The organism is Streptomyces sp. HSS9-12 (assembly GCF_054963655.1).
Genome location: NZ_JBUEGC010000016.1, coordinates 1 through 18,904, shown reverse-complemented (window position 1 = coordinate 18,904; position 18,904 = coordinate 1). Strand labels below are relative to the sequence as shown.

General features: G+C 71.9%; 13 protein-coding genes. 11 read left to right on the top strand and 2 right to left on the bottom strand.

Annotated elements, in window-relative coordinates:
- The first annotated feature begins 248 nt into the window (after positions 1-248).
- Positions 249-872 carry a HEAT repeat domain-containing protein gene (locus ACY34J_RS11030; RefSeq protein WP_462726300.1) on the top strand — a complete coding sequence of 208 codons (624 nt, stop codon included), beginning with the start codon at positions 249-251 and terminating at the stop codon, positions 870-872.
- 80 nt (positions 873-952) lie between these two features.
- Here ACY34J_RS11030 and ACY34J_RS11025 read toward each other — a convergent pair whose 3' ends face one another.
- Positions 953-1,990 (bottom strand): Rv2578c family radical SAM protein, encoded by a 1,038-nt coding sequence (locus ACY34J_RS11025; RefSeq protein WP_462726299.1) that lies wholly within the window; start codon positions 1,988-1,990, stop codon positions 953-955.
- A gap of 145 nt (positions 1,991-2,135) precedes the next feature.
- Here ACY34J_RS11025 and ACY34J_RS11020 point away from each other — a divergent pair, with 145 nt between their 5' ends.
- The 10 genes from ACY34J_RS11020 to ACY34J_RS10975 all read left to right on the top strand — a co-directional run bounded on the left by ACY34J_RS11020 (position 2,136) and on the right by ACY34J_RS10975 (position 18,407).
- Positions 2,136-2,582, top strand: a complete 447-nt coding sequence (locus ACY34J_RS11020) for an SRPBCC family protein (protein WP_462726298.1) — start codon at positions 2,136-2,138, stop codon at positions 2,580-2,582.
- A 366-nt stretch (positions 2,583-2,948) separates the two neighbouring features.
- A complete protein-coding gene (locus tag ACY34J_RS11015; protein WP_462726297.1) occupies positions 2,949-5,417 on the top strand; it encodes an MFS transporter in 2,469 nt (822 codons plus the stop codon).
- Positions 5,418-5,703: 286 nt separating this feature from the next.
- The gene (locus ACY34J_RS11010) at positions 5,704-8,154 is read left to right on the top strand and encodes an ATP-binding SpoIIE family protein phosphatase (protein ID WP_462726296.1); all 2,451 of its coding nucleotides are present in this window, start codon (positions 5,704-5,706) and stop codon (positions 8,152-8,154) included.
- Between the two features lie 81 nt (positions 8,155-8,235).
- A complete protein-coding gene (locus ACY34J_RS11005) occupies positions 8,236-8,958 on the top strand; it encodes a class I SAM-dependent methyltransferase (RefSeq protein ID WP_462726295.1) in 723 nt (240 codons plus the stop codon).
- Between the two features lie 100 nt (positions 8,959-9,058).
- Positions 9,059-9,892, top strand: a complete 834-nt coding sequence (locus ACY34J_RS11000; protein WP_462726294.1) for a M55 family metallopeptidase — start codon at positions 9,059-9,061, stop codon at positions 9,890-9,892.
- Positions 9,885-11,279: a M20/M25/M40 family metallo-hydrolase gene (locus ACY34J_RS10995; protein ID WP_462726293.1), complete on the top strand. Its 1,395-nt coding sequence runs from the start codon at positions 9,885-9,887 to the stop codon at positions 11,277-11,279. Before ACY34J_RS11000 ends, ACY34J_RS10995 begins: the two co-directional genes overlap by 8 nt.
- Positions 11,280-11,283: 4 nt before the next feature.
- Positions 11,284-13,296, top strand: a complete 2,013-nt coding sequence (locus tag ACY34J_RS10990) for a S9 family peptidase (protein ID WP_462726292.1) — start codon at positions 11,284-11,286, stop codon at positions 13,294-13,296.
- A 410-nt stretch (positions 13,297-13,706) separates the two neighbouring features.
- Positions 13,707-15,188 carry a CoA transferase gene (locus tag ACY34J_RS10985; RefSeq protein ID WP_462726291.1) on the top strand — a complete coding sequence of 494 codons (1,482 nt, stop codon included), beginning with the start codon at positions 13,707-13,709 and terminating at the stop codon, positions 15,186-15,188.
- 110 nt (positions 15,189-15,298) lie between these two features.
- The gene (locus tag ACY34J_RS10980) at positions 15,299-17,425 is read left to right on the top strand and encodes a DUF5107 domain-containing protein (RefSeq protein WP_462726290.1); all 2,127 of its coding nucleotides are present in this window, start codon (positions 15,299-15,301) and stop codon (positions 17,423-17,425) included.
- A 61-nt stretch (positions 17,426-17,486) separates the two neighbouring features.
- Positions 17,487-18,407 (top strand): NADP-dependent oxidoreductase, encoded by a 921-nt coding sequence (locus ACY34J_RS10975; RefSeq protein ID WP_462726289.1) that lies wholly within the window; start codon positions 17,487-17,489, stop codon positions 18,405-18,407.
- A gap of 93 nt (positions 18,408-18,500) precedes the next feature.
- Here ACY34J_RS10975 and ACY34J_RS10970 read toward each other — a convergent pair whose 3' ends face one another.
- On the bottom strand, positions 18,501-18,851 hold the full coding sequence (locus ACY34J_RS10970) for a VOC family protein (RefSeq protein ID WP_462726288.1): 351 nt from the start codon (positions 18,849-18,851) through the stop codon (positions 18,501-18,503).
- Positions 18,852-18,904 lie beyond the last annotated feature (53 nt).

The window sequence follows — 18,904 nt, the reverse complement described above, 5'->3', positions numbered from 1 at the left end:
GTACGGGGGTACGGGCGTACGGCGTGAGGGAGTTGCGTTGTGAATGCACGGCGGGCAGCAGTGCCCGTGAGAGAAGCGGCAGGGCCCTGTCCCGGGGCCGTGCCGTACTGCGTGCGTATGCGCATAACCGACTGCGCACGGCGGCTGCGTCACCAGGCCGCCCGAGCGGGTGTGCTCGTAACCCCGAGCTTAACTTGTGGGTAACCGATTGCGCCAGGGGGAGTTCGGGAACAGCGGAAAGGGTGGAAATGGAAGATGAATTCCACGTGCTCGTGGAACGGGTGCGGGCGGAGGCGTCCGGTCTGGAAGCGGCCGTGGCGTACGAGAAGGTGGTCGCGCAGGCCCGGGAGCCGGACGGTGCCGGGCGCGAGGAGCTGGCCCGGATCCTGACCGAGCCCGGACAGCCGCTGTGGGCGCGGGAGATCGCGGCGTTCGCGCTCGGGTGCGCGGGCGACCGGCGGGCCTTTGAGACGTTGGTGCTCCTGCTCAACTACCGCGAGCCGGCGCGGTGTGCGACGGCCGCTTTCGCCCTGGCGCGGCTCGGCGATCCGCGTACGGCGCGGGCGGCGGCCGCGCTGGCCACCAACCCGCTGCGCACGGCGTATGCGCTGTATCCGGTCCGGCTGCTGGCGGCCCTGCGCGCTCCCGAGTCGGTGCCGGCGCTCATGGCGACCCTGAAGCGGCTGCTGAGCCCGGATGAGGTTCCCCCTGCCTTCGGCGGAGGTGCCCCCGGGCGCGTGGCCCTCGCCTGTGTGGAGGGGCTGGGCGAACTCGGTGACGAGCGGGCCGTTCCCATGCTCACCGCCGCGCTTGACCACCCGCGCCTCCACGCCGCGGCCTCCACGGCCCTGGCCCGCCTGCGGGCGGACTAGCGAGCGGAACCGCCGGCTTACCCGGTGGGGGAATCGCTTCTCTGGCCTCTGAGAGCGGAGTCACAAGACCGGGGCGTGCCTCAAAGCAGCGTCAGCTGCTCCGGTGCGGGGGCGGCCGCCGGTTCCCCGGCGGGCGGCTCCGGTGGCGAGATGCGGCGCGCGCTCCCCGCACGGGACGGCCCGATCCCGGCCTGCGCCGCGAACTCATGCACTTGGCGCGTAATTTGCCGCTGATACCACTTTGGGGCATATGCCCCACCCGCATACATCGTCTCGTAACGCTCCACCAGATACGGATGGTGCTCGGCCAGCCAGGCCATGAACCACTCGCGCGCCCCCGGCCGTAGATGGAGGACGAGCGGCGTCACCGAGGTCGCCCCGGCCGCCGCGATGGCCCGGACCGTCGCGCGCAGCTGCTCCGGCGAGTCCGAAAGGAACGGAATGACCGGCGCCATCAGGACCGCGCACGGAATGCCGTTGTCGTTCAGGGTGCGGCAGACGTCCAGGCGGCGGTCGGGGGCCGGCGTACCCGGTTCGACGGTGCGCCAGAGCTCGCGGTCGAGGAAGCCCACCGAGACGGATGTACCGACCTCCGTCACCGCGGCCGCCTGCCGTAGCAGTTCCAGGTCGCGCAGGATCAGTGTGCCCTTGGTGAGGATCGAGAACGGATTGGCGTAGTCGCGCAGGGCCGCGATGATGCCCGGCATCAATTGGTATCGGCCCTCGGCCCGCTGGTAGCAGTCGACGTTCGTGCCCATCGCGATGTGGTCGCCCTGCCAGCGCCGGGAGGCCAGCTCGCGGCGCAGCAGCTCAGGGGCGTTGACCTTGACGACGATCTGGGAGTCGAAGCCGAGGCCGGTGTCCAGATCGAGATAGCTGTGCGTCTTGCGGGCGAAGCAGTACACGCACGCGTGCGTGCATCCCCGATAGGGGTTGATCGTCCACTCGAACGGCATCCGCGAGGCCCCCGGCACCCGGTTCACGATCGACCGCGCCCGGACCTCGTGAAAGGTGATCCCGCGGAATTCCGGGGTGTCGAAGGTACGGGTCACCACATCGGTGCCGAAGAGTGCCGGCGTCGCCGTGGCCGCGTCCTGGCTCAGCCCCTCCCAGCGCATGACGCCTCCCTTCCGTTCACGCCCTCACGCTAGAACATTCATTCGAATCCCGCCAGGCGGGCGCCCGATTTGGGCGTGACCGCCGCCGGTGGTTGGCTGGGCGCGTACAAGAGCACTCAGCGAGCCGATGGGAAGGACGTACGAGATGGCGCAGGTTGAGGCGACGACAGAGCGGATCGTCGCGGCAGACCCCGAGACGGTGTTCGACGCGCTCGCCGACTACTCCGGGACCCGCGCCAGGCTTCTGCCCGAGCACTTCAGCGAGTACGAGGTGCGCGAGGGCGGCGACGGCAAGGGCACGCTGGTGCACTGGAAGCTCCAGGCGACCAGCAAGCGGGTCCGGGACTGCCTGCTCGAGGTGACCGAGCCGACCCCCGGGCAGCTGATGGAAAAGGACCGCAACTCCTCCATGGTCACCACCTGGACCGTCACCCCGGCCGGCGAGGGCAGGTCGAAGGTCGTCGTCACCACCGTCTGGCAGGGCGCGAGCGGCATCGGCGGCTTCTTCGAGAGGACCTTCGCCCCCAAGGGGCTCGGACGCATCTACGACGCCGTGCTCGCCAAGCTCGCCGCCGAGGTGGAGAAGAAGTAAACGCCCGCGGGCTCCGGGATGCTCACCGGATCGAGTGGTTTCCCGAACTGCGCCCGCGTACGCGGGGGTTCGTCAGGGCCGTGCGAAAGCCCCTGATGAGCGCCCGAAAGGTGCTCTTCGCTTGGTGGTTGGTGGCCCGCCCGCGCACTCCTCGCGGTGAATCGTCGCGCTTGATCGCTGTTGTCGTCCAATGCAAGGAATTGGGCGGTGCGACAGGGATTGATGACGGGAGCAGGACGTGGGCGGGACCATCGAGGCCGACCTCTCGGCCGTGAACCACCGGAATCTTGAGCTGATGTGGCCACACCGTGCGGCTCGCCCCTGGCGGGAACGGCCGGATCTGCCGACAGCACCGGTACGGGCACGTTGACTTCCACCCGCGCCGCCGTGAAGGCGGCGACACCACCAGCTCGGTCGGCGCCGGACACCAACCCACCCCCGGAGCAGACTGGTTCCTCCCGCGCCTACGCGCACAACACCGGAAGCCCCACTCGTCCGCAGACTGACGACGCGTTCACTCTCGGGCCCGCCCGGCTGCGCCTGACGATGTTCGGCCTGACGCTCGCCCTCCTGCTCGCGGCGCTCGACCAGACGATCGTCTCCACGGCGCTGCCCAAGGTCGTCGGCGAGCTGCACGGACTGGACCGGATGTCCTGGGCCGTGACCTCGTACCTCCTCGCTGCCACCATCGGCCTGCCGATCTACGGCAAACTCGGCGACCTCCTCGGCCGCAAAGGTGTCTTCCTCTTCGCCATCGCCGTCTTCGTCATCGGCTCGGCGCTGACCGGCTGGTCCCGGACCATGAACGAGATGATCGCCTTCCGCGCCCTGCAGGGCGTCGGCGGCGGTGGACTCATGATCGGCGTCCAGGCGATCATCGCCGACATCGTCCCGCCCCGCGAACGCGGCCGCTCCATGGGGCTGATCGGTGCGGCATTCGGACTCGCCTCCGTCGCGGGCCCGCTGATCGGCGGGTTCTTCACCGACCACGCCTCCTGGCGGTGGTGCTTCTACATCAACGTCCCGTTCGGCCTGATCACCCTGCTCGTCGTCGCGCTCGTCCTCAAGCTGCCCAAACCGGGCGCGAGGCCCCGCCTCGACATCCTCGGGGCTCTCCTCCTCGCCGCCGCCTCCACCTGCCTGGTCCTGCTGACCAGTTGGGGCGGCACCGAGTACGCGTGGACCTCGCGGACGATCCTCGGGCTCGGCGCGGGAGCCCTCGCGGCCACTCTCCTGTTCCTCCTCGTCGAGTGCTTCGCCGTCGACCCCATCCTTCCGCTGCGGCTCTTCCGCGACTCCGTGTTCACCGTCACCGGACTGGTCGGCGCGGTCGTCGGCGTCGCGCTGTTCGGCGCCGCCAGCTATCTGCCGACCTTCCTGCAGATGGTCAACGGCGCGAGCGCCACCGAGTCCGGGCTGCTGATGCTGCCCATGATGGGCGGCATCGTCCTCGCCTCCATCGCCAGCGGCCGGCTGATCAGCCACACCGGCCGCTACAAGATCTATCCGCTGGTCGGATGTGCGGTGGCGGCCGTCGGCATGTGGCTGCTGTCCCGGCTCGAAGTCGGCACCACACGCCTGGAGTACAGCGTGGCGATGGCCGTCCTCGGCGTCGGCATCGGGCTCGTCATGCCCGTCCTCGTCCTGGCGGTCCAGAACTCCGTACCCCCGGCCGACCTGGGCGTGGCCACCAGCGCCAACAACTACTTCCGGCAGATCGGGGGTTCGGTCGGCGCGGCGGTCTTCGGGACCGTGTTCGCCCATCGGCTGGGCCGCAGCCTCGCGGCCGAACTCCCCGCCGGCGCCCACCTGCCCGAGCCGGAGTCGATCACTCCGCAGCTGGTGTACACGATGGACGCGGCCCTGCGCGACGGTTACATCCGCGCCTACGCCGACGCCATGCCGCGCATCTTCCTCTATCTCGTGCCGGTGCTGCTGCTCGGCCTCCTGCTGGCCTTCCTGCTGAAGGAGAAACCCCTGGTGTCCTACAACGCCCACGGCGCCACCGCCGAGACCTCCACCATCCCGTCCGCGCGCGGCGCGTCCCCCACCATGGGCATGGCCGCCGGGGCGCCCGCCGGGGTGCCGGTCTGCGGCACGGTCCAGCACCACGACGGAACCACCGTCCCGCGGGCGGCGCTCACCCTGATCGACATCTCGGGCCGGCAGATCGGACGCGGAGCGTCCGGGGAGGACGGGCGCTACGCCCTGAGCACGCCGGGTGCGGGCGCGTACGTGCTCATCGCCGCCGCCGGCGGACACCAGCCGCAGGCCGTGAGCGTCACGGTCGGCGAACGGCCCGTCGAGCTCGACGTCGTCCTCGGTGGCGCCGGCCGGCTCACCGGCACCGTCCACACCGCGGACGGAACTCCCGTACGGGACGCGACGGTCACCCTGACCGGCGTACGCGGCGAGGTCGTTGCCACGACCCGCAGTGGACGCGACGGCGGCTACGCCATCACGGACCTGGTGGCCGGGGAGTACACCCTCGCCTCCAGCGCTCCCGTCTTCCGGCCGGCTGCCCTGCCGGTGACCGTCCAGGCCTCGCGCGAGACCCGCCAGGACATCGAACTGGCGGGAGGCGCGGTGCTGCGCGGCACCGTACGGGCCCCCGGCGGACGGCCCGTCGAGGATGCGCGGGTCACGCTGCTCGACGCTGCGGGCAATGTGGTGGACACCCTCACCACGGAGGCGGAGGGGGCGTTCCGGTTCGTCGACCTGTCGGCGGGCGAGTACACCGTGATCGCTGCCGGGTACCCGCCCGTGGCCACCGTCCTGCAGGTCGCCGGAGGCGGCCGCACGGAACGCGACCTGCAGCTGGGGCACGAAGACTGAACGGCGCGCACCGGCAGCTCACGCGACTGCGGCGGGCGCCGTACGCGCCCGCGCCATGACAGTGCTGCGGCCGCTGACGTCTGCGTCAGGGGCCACCGGTGGCCGCGCGCGCCGCGGCGCGCGGCGAACCGCCCCGCGGGCACCCCGGTCAGCGCGCCCCGGCGCCCAGCGGCACCGGGTTGCCGGTCGTATGACCTCTTCAGCGGTTGACCCGCGCGACACCCCGCACGGGCCCTACCGTGGTGACGGTGCCGCAGATCTTGTGGCAGGGAAGGAGCCCCCCACCATGGGCAGTGGCAATCCGCTCCGGCTTCCGCGGCAGGGCGCCGTAACCGGCAGGATCCCACTCGCGGTCGTCGTCGTGGATGTGGGCGGCCTGGTCTCCCACTGGAGTTCCGGTGCGCGCAGGCTCTTCGGCAGGACCCGGGAAGAGGCCGTGGGGACGTCCGCGGTCGATCTCCTGCCGGTGTCCGGAGCCCTCGCCGACCACGGAGCCGACGGGCCCTACGAGCACGGCGAGGAGTTCGGCTCCGACCTCGACGCCTCGCTCGCCGGTGAGGCTGTCTACCCCGCGGCGGGCCGCGCCCGGATCGCCGACCCCGGCGGCACCGCGTCCCGCAGGCCGCTCGACGTCCTGTGGTGGGCGTACCCGCTCGTCGGGCCGGGCCCCGAACGGCTGCTCGTGCTCGCCGCCGACGCCGGTCAGTTCCCCGGCCCCGACGGACCGGGCGGCGCCGGGAGCGGCCCCGGCGACCGCATCACGCCGGGCTTCGCCCTGCACACCGAGTTCCCCGGCGCGGAGGAGCTGGCCCGGAAGCTGCCGGAGATCCTCCCCAGCATGAGTGTCGGCGAGAGCAACCGGATCGTCTCGCAGGTACTCGAACTCGGCTACCCGGTGCTGGAGTTCAGCCGGCACGACCGGGTGCCCGTCACCCCCGACTGGGGCGTGCCCCGGCGGGCCGAGCGCCGTGCGCGGGCAGGCGCGCGCCCCGCCGGTGAGAGCGCCGCACCGCCCCCGGCCGAGCAGGACTTGGAGTACGCCGCCGTACGCGAGCGCCTTGAGTTCCTCAATGAGGTCAGCAGCGGCATCGGCTCCTCCCTCGACCTGGAGCAGACAATCCGTGAGGTCACCAGCGCGGCCGTACCGCGCTTCGCCGACTTCGCCGGCACACATCTGCGCGCCCAGGTGCTGGCCGGTGAGGGCTTCCCCGACGGCGTGCCGGACGTCACCACCGTGTGGCACCGCGTATGGGTGGAGCACAACGACGAACCGGGCCGCTGGGACGACACGGTGCCGGTCGGGGAGGCCATCGCCTTCCCGGAGCACACGCCGTTCTTCCAGTGCATGGTCACCGGTTCGCCGGTGCTCATCCCACGGATCAGCGAGAAGCTGGGCGACCGGATCTCCGGCCAGTTCGAGAAACGGGACCTGCGGCCGCTGATCAACGGCCGGTCGATCCTGATCGTGCCGCTCAAGGCGCGCAACGTGGTGCTGGGCTTCATGGTGCTGCTGCGCAGGGCGGAGCGTGAGCCGTTCAACGACATGGACCGTGCGACCGGCGCGGAACTCGCCGCGCGCGCCGGCCTCGTACTCGACAACGCCCGCATGTACACGCACCAGGAGAACGTCGCCGACACGCTCCAGGACAGCATGCTGCCGCAGGTCACCCCGCGCATTGCGGGCTGCGACACCACCACCCGCTATCTGCCGGGAACACGGCTCGGACGGGTGGGCGGCGACTGGTTCGACACCATCAAGCTGCCCGGCTCGCGCACTGCTCTCGTCGTCGGTGACGTCATGGGCCACGGCCTCAACTCGGCAGCGATGATGGGGCAGCTGCGGACGGCCGTGCAGACCATGGCCGCGCTCGATCTGCCGCCGGCACAGCTCCTGCGCAACCTGGATGACCTCGCGCGGCGCCTCGGCGAGCACTACCTCGCCACCTGCGTGTACGCCGTCTACGACCCAATCCGCTCTGAGCTGCTCATTTCCAACGCCGGGCACATCCCGCCCGTGCTCGTACGGGCGGAGGACGGCCGCAGCGAGCTGCTGGAGCTGCCGACCGGCGCACCGATCGGGGTGGGCGGAGTTCCCTTCGGGACCGCGAAGGTCACTGTGGCGCCCGGCGACCGCCTCATCCTCTGCACGGACGGCCTGGTGGAGGTGCGCGGCCAGGACATCGGGGCGGGGCTCGCGGCCCTGTGCGAGTCCGCGGCACATCCGGCCGCCTCCATGGACGACGCCTGCGACACCATCATCCGGGCGCTGAACCCACGCGGCGGCCGCAAGGACGATGTGGCGCTGCTGATGGCGCGCCTCAACGGCATCCCGACCGAGCATGTCGCGACCTGGAGTTTCGGCCACGACCCTCGGGAGGTTGGCCGAGCCCGGCGGGTGGTGCGTGAGCAGCTCGCCGGCTGGCGGCTGGAGGATGCCGTGGACACCGCCGAACTGCTGGTCAGCGAGGTGGTGACCAACGCGTTGCGGCATGCCCGTACGGAGCGGGTGGAGCTGCGGGTGGTGCGCACGGACGCGCTGCTGTGGGAGGTCTCGGACGAGGACCACACGCTGCCAGTGCTGCTCGAGGCGGGGGCCGAGGAGGAGTACGGGCACGGGTTGCGGGTGCTCGGCTCGCTGACGCGGGAGTGGGGCACGAGTTCGTCGGCGCGGGGCAAGACGGTGTGGTTCGAGCAGCCGCTGCCGCGGGCATCGCGCCTCCGCTCGAACAGCAGGTGAAGGATCGCGGCAGGCTCTTGTCCGCTCACCCGGACCGGCGATAGAAGATCGTGACGGTTCGTCGGGTCCTGGGGAGTGGTCATGACCGTGTCGCAGCCCTACAGGGAGTCCTGGGAGAGCTACTGGAGGGACACCTCCGATGCTCCGGGCGAGGCGATATGGGACTCCGGCCCGGCCTTTACGGCCATCCCGCACATGGAGCTGTTCGCCCCGTACGTCGATACCTCGCTGCCTGTTGTTGACCTGGGCTGCGGGAACGGCACCCAGACCCGCTACCTCGCCACCCGCTTCCCCCGAGCGATCGGGGTCGACCTCGCGCACGCGGCGATCGAGCACGCGCGCCGCGCCGACACGGCGGGCGTGGCGGAGTTCCGGGAACTCAGCCTGACCGACGAGGAGGGCGTGGAGAAGCTGCATGCCGAACTCGGCGACGCCAACGTCTACATGCGGGCCGTCATGCATCAGAGCGAGCCGCAGGACCGGTCCCGGGTCGCCGCTGCCGTCGCAGCCCTGACCGGGACGAGTGGACGGGCTTTCGTCGTGGAGCTGACATCGGCGTCCAAGGCGGTGATCCAGCGGGCGGCGCAGGCCCCGGGCGGCCCGCCGCCCAAGCTGGCCAGGGTCTTCCACCATGGCCTGAAGCCGGCCGAGGCCGACGATGCGGAAGTGCCACGGCTGCTCGAGGAGTCGGGACTGACGGTGCTGGCGCAGGGTGACACCGCGCTCGCCCAGACCGAGTACCTGCCGGACGGCACGCGGATCGAACTCCCGGCGCGGTGGCTGGTCCTGGGCCGTCCGGACTGACCAGGCCATCCCCGCGCGGCAAAGGTCCGGGCTGGTCGCGGCATGCCGAGTTGTCCACAGGCCTGTCCGGCCACCCTCCGAACGCGTAACGTGACGAGGCATGAAGATCCTTATCTCCGCGGACATGGAGGGCGCGACCGGCGTCACCTGGCCCGCTGACGTACTGCCGGGCACCGAGCAGTGGCAGCGCTGCCGTGCGATGTTCACGTCCGATGTGAACGCGGCGATCGCCGGGTTCTTCGACGGCGGTGCCGACGAGGTGCTGGTCAACGAGGCGCACTGGACCATGCGCAACCTGCTGCTGGAACAGCTCGACGACCGGGCGCAGATGCTCACCGGCAGGCACAAGTCGCTCAGCATGGTCGAGGGCGTACAACACGGCGATGTGGACGGCATCGCATTCGTGGGATACCACACCGGCGCCGGCGCGGAAGGTGTGCTGGCGCACACCTATCTCGCCAACTCCATCACCGGCGTGTGGGTGGGCGGCAAGCGGGCGAGCGAGGGGCTGCTCAACGCGCTGGTGGTGGCCGAGTACGGGGTGCCGGTGGTGCTAATCACCGGCGACGACCGTACCTGCGAGGACGCGCTCGGATACGCGCCGGGGGCGCGGTCGGTCGCGGTGAAGGACTACGTCTCGCGGTACGCCGCGGTGTGCCGTACCCCGGCCCGTACCGCCGCGGACATCCGGGCCGCGGCCAAGGAGGCCGCGGCGCTGGCGGTGCGGCACGAGCCGGAGCGAGGCGGCCCGTTCACCATCGAGGTCGAGTTCGACGCGGAGCATCTCGCCGGGGCGGCGACCGTCGTGCCGGGGGTGGAGCAGACGGGTGAGCGCCACGTCTCGTATACCACCGGCACCATGTATGAGGGCATCCGCAGTTTCAAGGCGGTCACGACCGTCGTCTCATCCGCGGTGGAGGAGTGCTATGGCTGACGAGCAGGCCTTGGCGGAGGTGGTGCGGTTCACCTCCGATCTGATCCGTATCGACACCACCAACCGGGGCGGCGGGGACTGCGTCGAGCGGCCGGCCGCCGAGTACGTCGCCGAGAAGCTGGCCGAGGCCGGTCTGGAACCGACCCTGCTGGAGCGGGCTCCGGGCCGGACGAACGTGGTGGCGCGTATCGCCGGTACGGATCCCGGCGAGGACGCCCTGCTGGTCCACGGCCACCTCGACGTCGTACCCGCAGAGCCCGCGGACTGGACGGTGCACCCCTTCTCGGGTGAGGTGCGGGACGAGGTGGTCTGGGGCCGCGGCGCCGTCGACATGAAGAACATGGACGCGATGATCCTCGCGGTCGTACGGTCCTGGGCCCGCTCGGGGGTCCGGCCGCGGCGGGACATCGTGCTGGCCTTCACGGCGGACGAAGAGGACAGCGCGGCGTACGGCTCCGGTTACCTCGCCGACCACCACCCGGAGCTGTTCGAGGGCTGTACGGAAGGCATCAGCGAATCGGGCGCCTTCACCTTCCACACCAACCCCGAGGACCCGGTGAGCGGTCTGCGGCTGTATCCGATCGCGGCGGGGGAGCGGGGCACCGCCTGGCTCAAGCTCACCGCGCGGGGCACCGCCGGCCACGGCTCCAAGGTCAACCGGGCGAACGCGGTGACCCGGGTGGCCGCGGCTGTCGCCCGGATCGGGGAGCACTCCTGGCCGGTCCGGCTCACCCCGACCGTACGGGCCGCGCTCACCGAACTCGCCACGCTGCATGGCATCGAGGCCAAGCTCGACGACATCGCCCCCGACGATCTCGGGGGCAGGGTCGACGAGTTGATCGGCGAGCTGGGGCGCGCCGCCGCGCTCGTCGAGCCCACTGTGCGCAACAGCGCCAACCCGACCATGCTGGCGGCTGGTTACAAGCTCAATGTGATTCCGGGCAGCGCCACCGCGTTCGTCGACGGCCGGATCCTGCCGGGCGGCGAAGAGGAGTTCCGCGAGACCCTGGACCGGCTCACAGGCCCCGACGTGGACTGGGAGTTCCACCATCGGGAGGTGCCGCTGCAGGCGCCGGTCGACTCGCCGACGTTCCGGGCGATGCGCGAGGCCGTCGAGCGGTTCGATCCAGCCGGTCGCACTGTGCCGTTCTGCATGGCCGGCGGCACCGACGCCAAGCAGTTCTCGCGGCTCGGCGTCACCGGTTATGGCTTCTCACCCCTGAAGCTGCCGCCCGGGTTCGACTACGCGGCGATGTTCCACGGTGTCGACGAGCGGGTGCCCACCGAGGCCCTGCACTTCGGCGTCCGCGTCCTCGACCACTTCTTGCAGCACAGCACGTCTTCCCGTAATGGCACTGTCGGCACGAGCACCGTGCAGGAGGGGTGAGGAAATGGTGTCAACGGCCCCGTACGGCGCATGGCGGTCACCGATCGATGCCGCGCTGGCCGCGTCCCACGACGGCCGGCCCGAGTTCGTGGGCACGGTCGGCGCCGAGGTGTGGTGGACCGAGCCCCGGCCCGCCGAGCATGGCCGGCGGGCGCTGGTGCGCCGGCTCGCCGACGGCACCGAGCAGTCGCTGCTGCCGGTCCCCTGGAACGTCCGCAGCAGGGTCATCGAATACGGTGGCAGGCCTTGGGCCGCTGTGGCGCGCGAGCGCGGCGGGCCGCTCGCCGTCTTTGTGAACTTCGCCGACCAGCGGCTCTACGCCGTCGAGCCGGATGCTGCCGGCTCCCCCGAGCCGCGGCCGCTCACGCCTGTCTCGGCGGTCGGCGGAGGCCTGCGCTGGGCCGACCCGCAGCTGCACCTCGACCGTGGCGAGGCGTGGTGCGTGCTGGAGGAGTTCACGGGGGAGCGGCCCACCGATGTGCGGCGGGTGGTGGCCGCCGTGCCGCTGGATGGGAGGGCCGCGCGGGACCGCGGAGCCATCCGGGAACTCAGCGACGACAGCCACCGGTTCGTCACCGGCCCGCGGCTGTCACCGGACGGGCGCAGGGCGGCCTGGATCGCCTGGGACCATCCGCGGATGCCCTGGGACGGCACCGAGCTGAAGCTCGCCGAGGTCACTCCCGACGGGCGCTTCACGGATGTCCGTACGGTCGCCGGAGGCGCGGCGGAGTCGGTAGCCCAGGCCGAATGGGCCTCGGACGGCTCCCTGCTGGTGGCCAGTGACCGCAGCGGCTGGTGGAATCTGTACCGCATCGCGGTCGGCACCGGGGCCGAGCGCCCGGAGGCGAGGGAGCGGATGACAGCCCTGTGCCCTCGTGAAGAGGAGTTCGCCGGTCCGCTGTGGAGGATCGGCCAGCGCTGGTTCGCCCCGCTGGCCGGCGGGCTGATCGCGGTGCTGCACGGCCGCGGCTCCAGCGTGCTCGGGGTACTGGATCCCGAGACGGGGGAGCTGGTCGACGCACAAGGCCCGTGGACGGAGTGGTCCCCGGCCCTCGCGGCCTCCGGCAGCCGCGTCGTCGGCGTCGCCGCCAGTCCGCGCAGCGGATATGAGGTCGTGGAACTCGACACGGCGAGCGGACACGCCCGGGTGATCGGTGCCGAACACCATGACCCCGTGGACCCGGCGTTCTACCCCGAGCCGCAGATCCGTACCTTCGCCGGACCGGACGGCCGGGAGGTGCACGCCCATATCTACCCGCCGCACAGCCCCGACCACATCGCGCCGGGCGATGCCCTCCCGCCCTATGTGGTGTGGGCGCACGGTGGTCCGACCGGTCACGCACCGCTCGTCCTCGACCTGGAAATCGCCTACTTCACCTCCCGGGGCATCGGCGTCGCCGAGGTCAACTACGGCGGCTCGACGGGCTACGGCCGGGAGTACCGCAACCGGCTGCGCGAGCAGTGGGGCGTGGTGGACGTCGAGGACTGTGCGGCCGTCGCTCGGTCGCTCGCCGACGAGGGCACCGCCGATCCGGCCCGGCTCGCCATCCGCGGTGGCAGCGCGGGAGGGTGGACAGCCGCGGCCTCCCTCACCTCCACCGACCTCTACGCCTGCGGCACCGTCATCTACCCGGTCCTGGACCTGGTCGCGTGGGCCGCGGACGGCACCCATGACTTCGAGTCGCAGTACCTCGAAAGCCTCATCGGCCCGCCGGCCGAGGTGCCCAGCCGCTACCGCGAACGCTCGCCGCTGTACCACGCGGACCGGATCCGGGTGCCGTTTCTGCTCATGCAGGGGCTGGACGATGTGATCTGCCCGCCCGTGCAGTGCGAGCGCTTTCTCGCGGAGATGGCCGGCCGGGGCATAGGACACGCCTACATCGCTTTCGAAGGTGAGGGGCACGGCTTCCGCAGAGCGGACACGATGATCCGGGCACTGGAGGCGGAACTCTCCCTCTACGCCCAGGCCTTCGGGCTGGAATCGCCAGATGTACCGACCCTGGAGCTCACCAAATGACAGCAACTGACCAGTGAATAACAGTGCTGACGCCTTGTTGACACTGATGTAACGGCGGCCGGACCATGGGGCACGGTCATGACCAACCAGTTGGTGCGTCCGTCTCGTCGTCCATCGGCGTGCAGGTCTCCGGGTGAGGTTCAGGACGAAGTCCCGTGCGCACGCAACCCGTAAGCCATTGATCCTCGTAGCCAGTGCGGTACTCGCAGCACCGCTCGCACTCACCGTGCGCTTCGTCATCGCCGCGAGCGACACCGCGTACTACGGCAACAGCGGCATCAAGCCGGGGGGTGACGGTCACCAGCGCACCCGAGGACACCGGCGTCCTGGAACTCCCGGTGACCAGCGGCACCCTCGCTCCGTAGGAGGCGATCTGTCCATGGGTTGGCACGGAGTGCCACACTGCGGCCATGGAACAGGACGCAGATGGCACCGCCACGGCCTGGGCAGCCCTCGGCGGAGATCCCCGGCTGACGGCAGGCATCAGCCATGTCGGGCGCCATGCCGGACCGGCCGCACCCCTGCCGGCGCGGCTGCCCGTCATGGCACTGGCGCGGTCCACCGTCGCGGCCTGCTCACTGGCCGCGGCAGAGCTGGCGGCGCGCAGGACGGGCGAGGCACTTCCGGCCGTGACCGTCGACGACGGCGCGGTCGCGACCGCCTTCCTGAGCGAACGCCATCTGCGGGTGGACGGGCGCGCGCCGGTGACCTTCGCGCCCCTCTCCCGCTTCTGGCGCACCGGCGACGGCTGGCTGCGCACGCATGCGAACTATCCGCACCACCGCGCCCGGCTGCTCGCCGCCCTCGGCATCCAGGACCACGGTGACGACACCGCTCTTGCCGAGCACGTCGCCGCCGAACTGGCCGGGAGCCGGGCCGAGGAGATCGAGGAGACGGTGTACGCGGCGGGCGGACTCGCGGTCGCTGTCCGCGGCCCCAAGGAGTGGGCGGCCCACCCGGCGGGCGTGGCCGCGGCCGCGCGGCCGCTGGTGGCCCGCGAGCGGATCGGGGACGCCTCCGTCCGTACCCTCCCCGCCCTCCCGGCGGACGGCGGCCCGGTGTTGCCCGCGGCAGGCGTCCGCGTCCTGGACCTCACCCGGGTCCTCGCGGGCCCGGTGGCCACCCGTACGATCGCGCTGCTCGGTGCCGACGTGCTGCGGATCGACCCACCGCGGTTCCCCGAAAGCCCGGACCTCTACAGCGACACCGGCTTCGGCAAGCGCTCGGTCTCCCTCGACCTCGGCACTCCGGCCGGGCAGGCGGTGTTCGAGGAGCTGCTGGCCGGCGCGGACGTCGTCGTGACGGGTTATCGGCCCGGCGCCCTGGACCGGTACGGACTGGCGCCGCAGGCGCTGGCCGAGCGGCGGCCCGGCCTGGTCATCGCGCAGGTGAGCGCCTGGGGGACGGACGGCCCGTGGGCAGGGCGGCGCGGCTTCGACAGCCTGGTGCAGGCGGCCAGCGGTATCGCCGTCACCGAGTCGGAGCCGACGGGCCACCCGGACAGTGTGCATCGGCACCGTCAGCTGGACCCGGACGGCCGCCCCGGGGCCCTGCCCGCACAGGCACTGGACCATGGCACCGGCTATCTCCTGGCGGCCGCAGTACTGCGCGCCCTCACCGAGCAGCTGGACGGCGGCGGCACACAGCTCGCCACGCTCGCCCTCGCCCGCACCGCGGCCTGGCTGCTGTCCGGCATCGGCGAGCCGGCCGCAGGCGTACCGGCGGCGGACAAGCCGTACGACGCCGACGCGTGGCTGACCGAGAGCACCGGCCCGCTCGGCCGCCTCCGCCACGCCCGGACGCCGGTCGCCTTCGCCGGATCCCCCGCGAACTGGTCGCGGCCGCCCGGCCGACTCGGCGCGGACGCTCCAACCTGCTGGGTCACATTCTGACTGACTGAAGCCCTGTTCAGGAGCGCCGAGACCATGTTCCATGGTCAACAGGCGGCCGCCGAGCCTGAGGTGGCCCGGGTAGAAGCGAGCGAGGCACTGTGGCCACGAGCGTGCGACGTACCACCCTGACCCTTCCCGCCGCCCCGACAGGCCCCGACAACCCGCTGCCCCCGCTACGGGCACCCCGCGACGTCCACCGCATCGACGAGGAGACCCGCGCCGCGCTCCCCGCCGACATGGCCCGGCAGATCGGCTACGAGCCGCTTCGCTCGCTGCTGCCCGCACGGGTGCGCGACGGTTACGGGCGCGACCGCACCCCCACCGCCCTGGACGCGATCGTCATCGAGAACGACCGGCTCCGCGCCACCGTCCTGCCCGGTCTCGGCGGCCGCGTCCACTCCCTCCACCACAAGCCGACCGGCCGTGAACTGCTCTACACCAACCCCGTTGTCCAGCCGGCCGACTTCGCGCTGAACGGCGCCTGGTTCTCCGGCGGCATCGAGTGGAACATCGGCGCGACCGGCCACACCACCCTGTCCTGCGCCCCGCTGCACGCGGCCCGCGTAGCCGCCCCCGACGGCGGAGAGATGCTGCGGCTGTGGGAGTGGGAGCGGCTGCGCGACACCCCGTTCCAGGTCGACCTGTGGCTGCCCGACGGCTCTGACTTCCTCTACATCGGCGTACGGATCCGCAATCCGCACGACCGGCCCGTAGCCGTCTACTGGTGGTCCAACATCGCCGTCCCGGAGGTTGCCGGCACCCGGATCCTGGCCCCGGCCGACGAGGCCTGGCACTTCGGTTACGAGCGCAGCCTGCGCCGCGTCCCCGTCCCCGTGTGGGAGGGTGCCGACCGCAGTTACCCGCTGCGCAGCGAGTATCCGGCCGACTACTTCTACGAAGTACCCGACGGCGCCCGCCGCTGGATCGCCTCGCTCGACGCCGACGGCCACGGCCTGGTCCAGACGTCGACCGATCTGCTGCGCGGCCGCAAGCTCTTCCTGTGGGGAGCGGGCCAGGGCGGCCGGCGCTGGCAGCAGTGGCTGACCGAGCCTGGCACGGGCGGCTACGCCGAGATCCAGGCCGGCCTCGCCCGTACGCAGCTGGAGCATCTGCGGCTGGAAGGCGACGCGGAGTTCGCGTGGCTCGAGGCGTACGGGCCGCTGTCCGCCGACCCGGTGGCGGTGCACGGCGAGGACTGGGCCGCCGCCCGCGCGGAAACCGAGTCCCGGCTCGAGTCCGCGCTGCCGCGCGCGGATGTGGACGCGGCGTACGCGGCCTGGCTGCCGTACGCCGATGCCGTGCCGAAGGAGAGCCTGGCGACGGGCTCCGGCTGGGGCGCGCTGGAAGTCGAACGCGCCGGGTACGACTTGCCGGGCACGCCGTTCGACCCGGCGACGCTGGGGGAGGAGCAGCGGCCGTGGCTCGAACTGCTGCGGACGGGCCGCCTTCCCGAGCCGCAGCGGGAGCGGGAGAGCGAGCCCGGCACCTCGCTGGTCGGACCGGCGTGGCGCGAACAACTGGAGACCGCCCCGCCGGGCGCGTCGGCCGACTACCACCTGGGCGTGGCCCAGTGGCACGCGGGCGACCGCGCCCAGGCGGCCCGCAGCTGGGAACGCTCCCTGGCCCAGGCCGAGACGCCGTGGGCGCTGCGCTGCCTGGCCGTCGCCGATGCCGAGTCCGGCCACCACAGCCGGGCCGCCGACCGCCTGCTGCGCGCCGTACGCCTGGCGGCGGGCCCCGGGGAAGCGACCACCGCCGCGGCGGACGCACCGGCCGCAGGCACCGCGAGCCCGCACGCGAGCGCGGAGACCGGGCCAGGCGGACGTGCCGCCCAGCCCGCCGGGACAGACCGGGCCGCCGCCGTTTCCCCTGCCGTCCTGATCGCGCTCGGCCATGAGGCGATCCCGGCCCTGCTCTCCGCCGGCCGGGCCGCGGACGCCCGTGCCGTGCTCGACGGGCTCCCGGCCGGCGTTCGCGCGCTCGGCCGGTTCCGGCTGCTTCAGGCCCAGGTCCTGCTGGCGGAGGGGGATGCGCGGGCCGCCCGCGCTGTCTTCGACGAGGGCTTCGAGGTCGCCGATCTCCGCGAGGGCGATGAGATCCTCGGGGACACCTGGTTCGCCATCGCCGAGCGGCTGGTCGCGGGCAATGGACCCGTCACCGAGCAGGTACGGGCCCGGGCGCGGACCGAGCACCCGCTGCCGGAGCGTTACGACTTCGGGATGCGGCCGCGGGAGTGACATTCCGTCGGAATCGGCGGGCGCGGGGAATGATCGCATCCGCGCCCGTCGTTGCCCAGGCATGAAGGCAGTCACCATCAGCGCATATGGCCAGACCCCGCAGCTCACCGAGCAGCCCGAGCCCAAGGTCGGACCCGACAGCATCCTCATCCGCGCCAGGGCCGCCGGCGTCAATCCCGTGGACTGGAAGATCGCGGCGGGCGCACTCGACCCGGTCCTGTACGTGTACTTCCCGCTCATTCCCGGGTGGGACGTGGCCGGTGTCGTGGAACGCGTCGGGGCGGCTGTCACGGAGTACGCGGTCGGAGACGAGGTGATCGCGTACAACCGGCAGGACACCGTACAGCACGGCACGTACGCCCAGCTGGTCCCGGCGCCCGTCCGCACGCTCGCCCGCAAGCCGGCCTCTCTCAGCTGGCAGCAGGCGGCGGGTCTTCCGCTGGCCGGGCTCACCGCTTACCAGTCGCTGCGCGCCGCGGATGTCAGGGAGGGCGAGACCGTGCTGGTGCACGCGGCGGCGGGCGGGGTCGGTTCGCAGGCCGTCCAGATCGCCGTGGCGGCGGGCGCCCGCGTCATCGGCACGGCGAGCGAGCGCAACCACGACTTCGTGCGCTCGCTGGGCGGGGAGCCGGTGACGTACGGGGAGGGGCTTGCGGACCGGGTGCGGGCGCTGGCCCCCGAGAGGGTCCACGCGGCGCTCGACTTCGTGGGCGGGGATGCCGTGGCCGTCTCCGCACAGCTGGTCAAGGACACGTCCCGGATCGTGTCGATCGTCGACGGCGCGGGGGTCGCCGAGGTGGGCGGCCGCTACGTCTTCGTGCGCCCCAGTACGGCGGACCTGACCGCGCTCGGTGAACTCGCCGATGCGGGGAAGCTCACGGTGCACGTGGACAAGGTTCTGCCGCTCGCCGAGGCGGCGGAGGCGTTCCGGCTGAGCCAGGAAGGCCACACGCGCGGAAAGATCATCCTCGACATCTCCTGATGTCCCGTCAATGGGCCCGCGCCCGTGGTTTCCCGCCCGCCCGCCCCGAAAAATCGGGGCGGGCGGGCCAAGGCGAGGTATCCGGGAAAAACGTCAGGCGCCGCCGCGGTCCACATACTCGAAGACCGAGCCGTCGGGGTGGCGGGCCACCAGATTGCGGCCCACCGGTGTGGGCACCGGTCCCGCGATGATCTGGGCACCCACCTCCGTGAGGACCGCATGCGCCTCGTCCACGTCCTTCACCGCGATGGTCGCCGTGACCTTCCGCAGTACCTCCAGCTGCGCCTCCGGTCCGCTCATCAGCAGGAACGCACCGACCGCGGCGACGGAGACACCACCGCGCTCAAAGCGCTGCGCCTGACTGCCCGTCAGCCTCTCATAGACGCCGATCGCGGCGTCGATGTCGTCGACACACACCCGCAAGGAAGTACCCAGGATCTCCATGGGGGTTGAGCCTAGTGGCGGTGGCGCCGCCGGGACGAGGGGCGGCGGCTGGT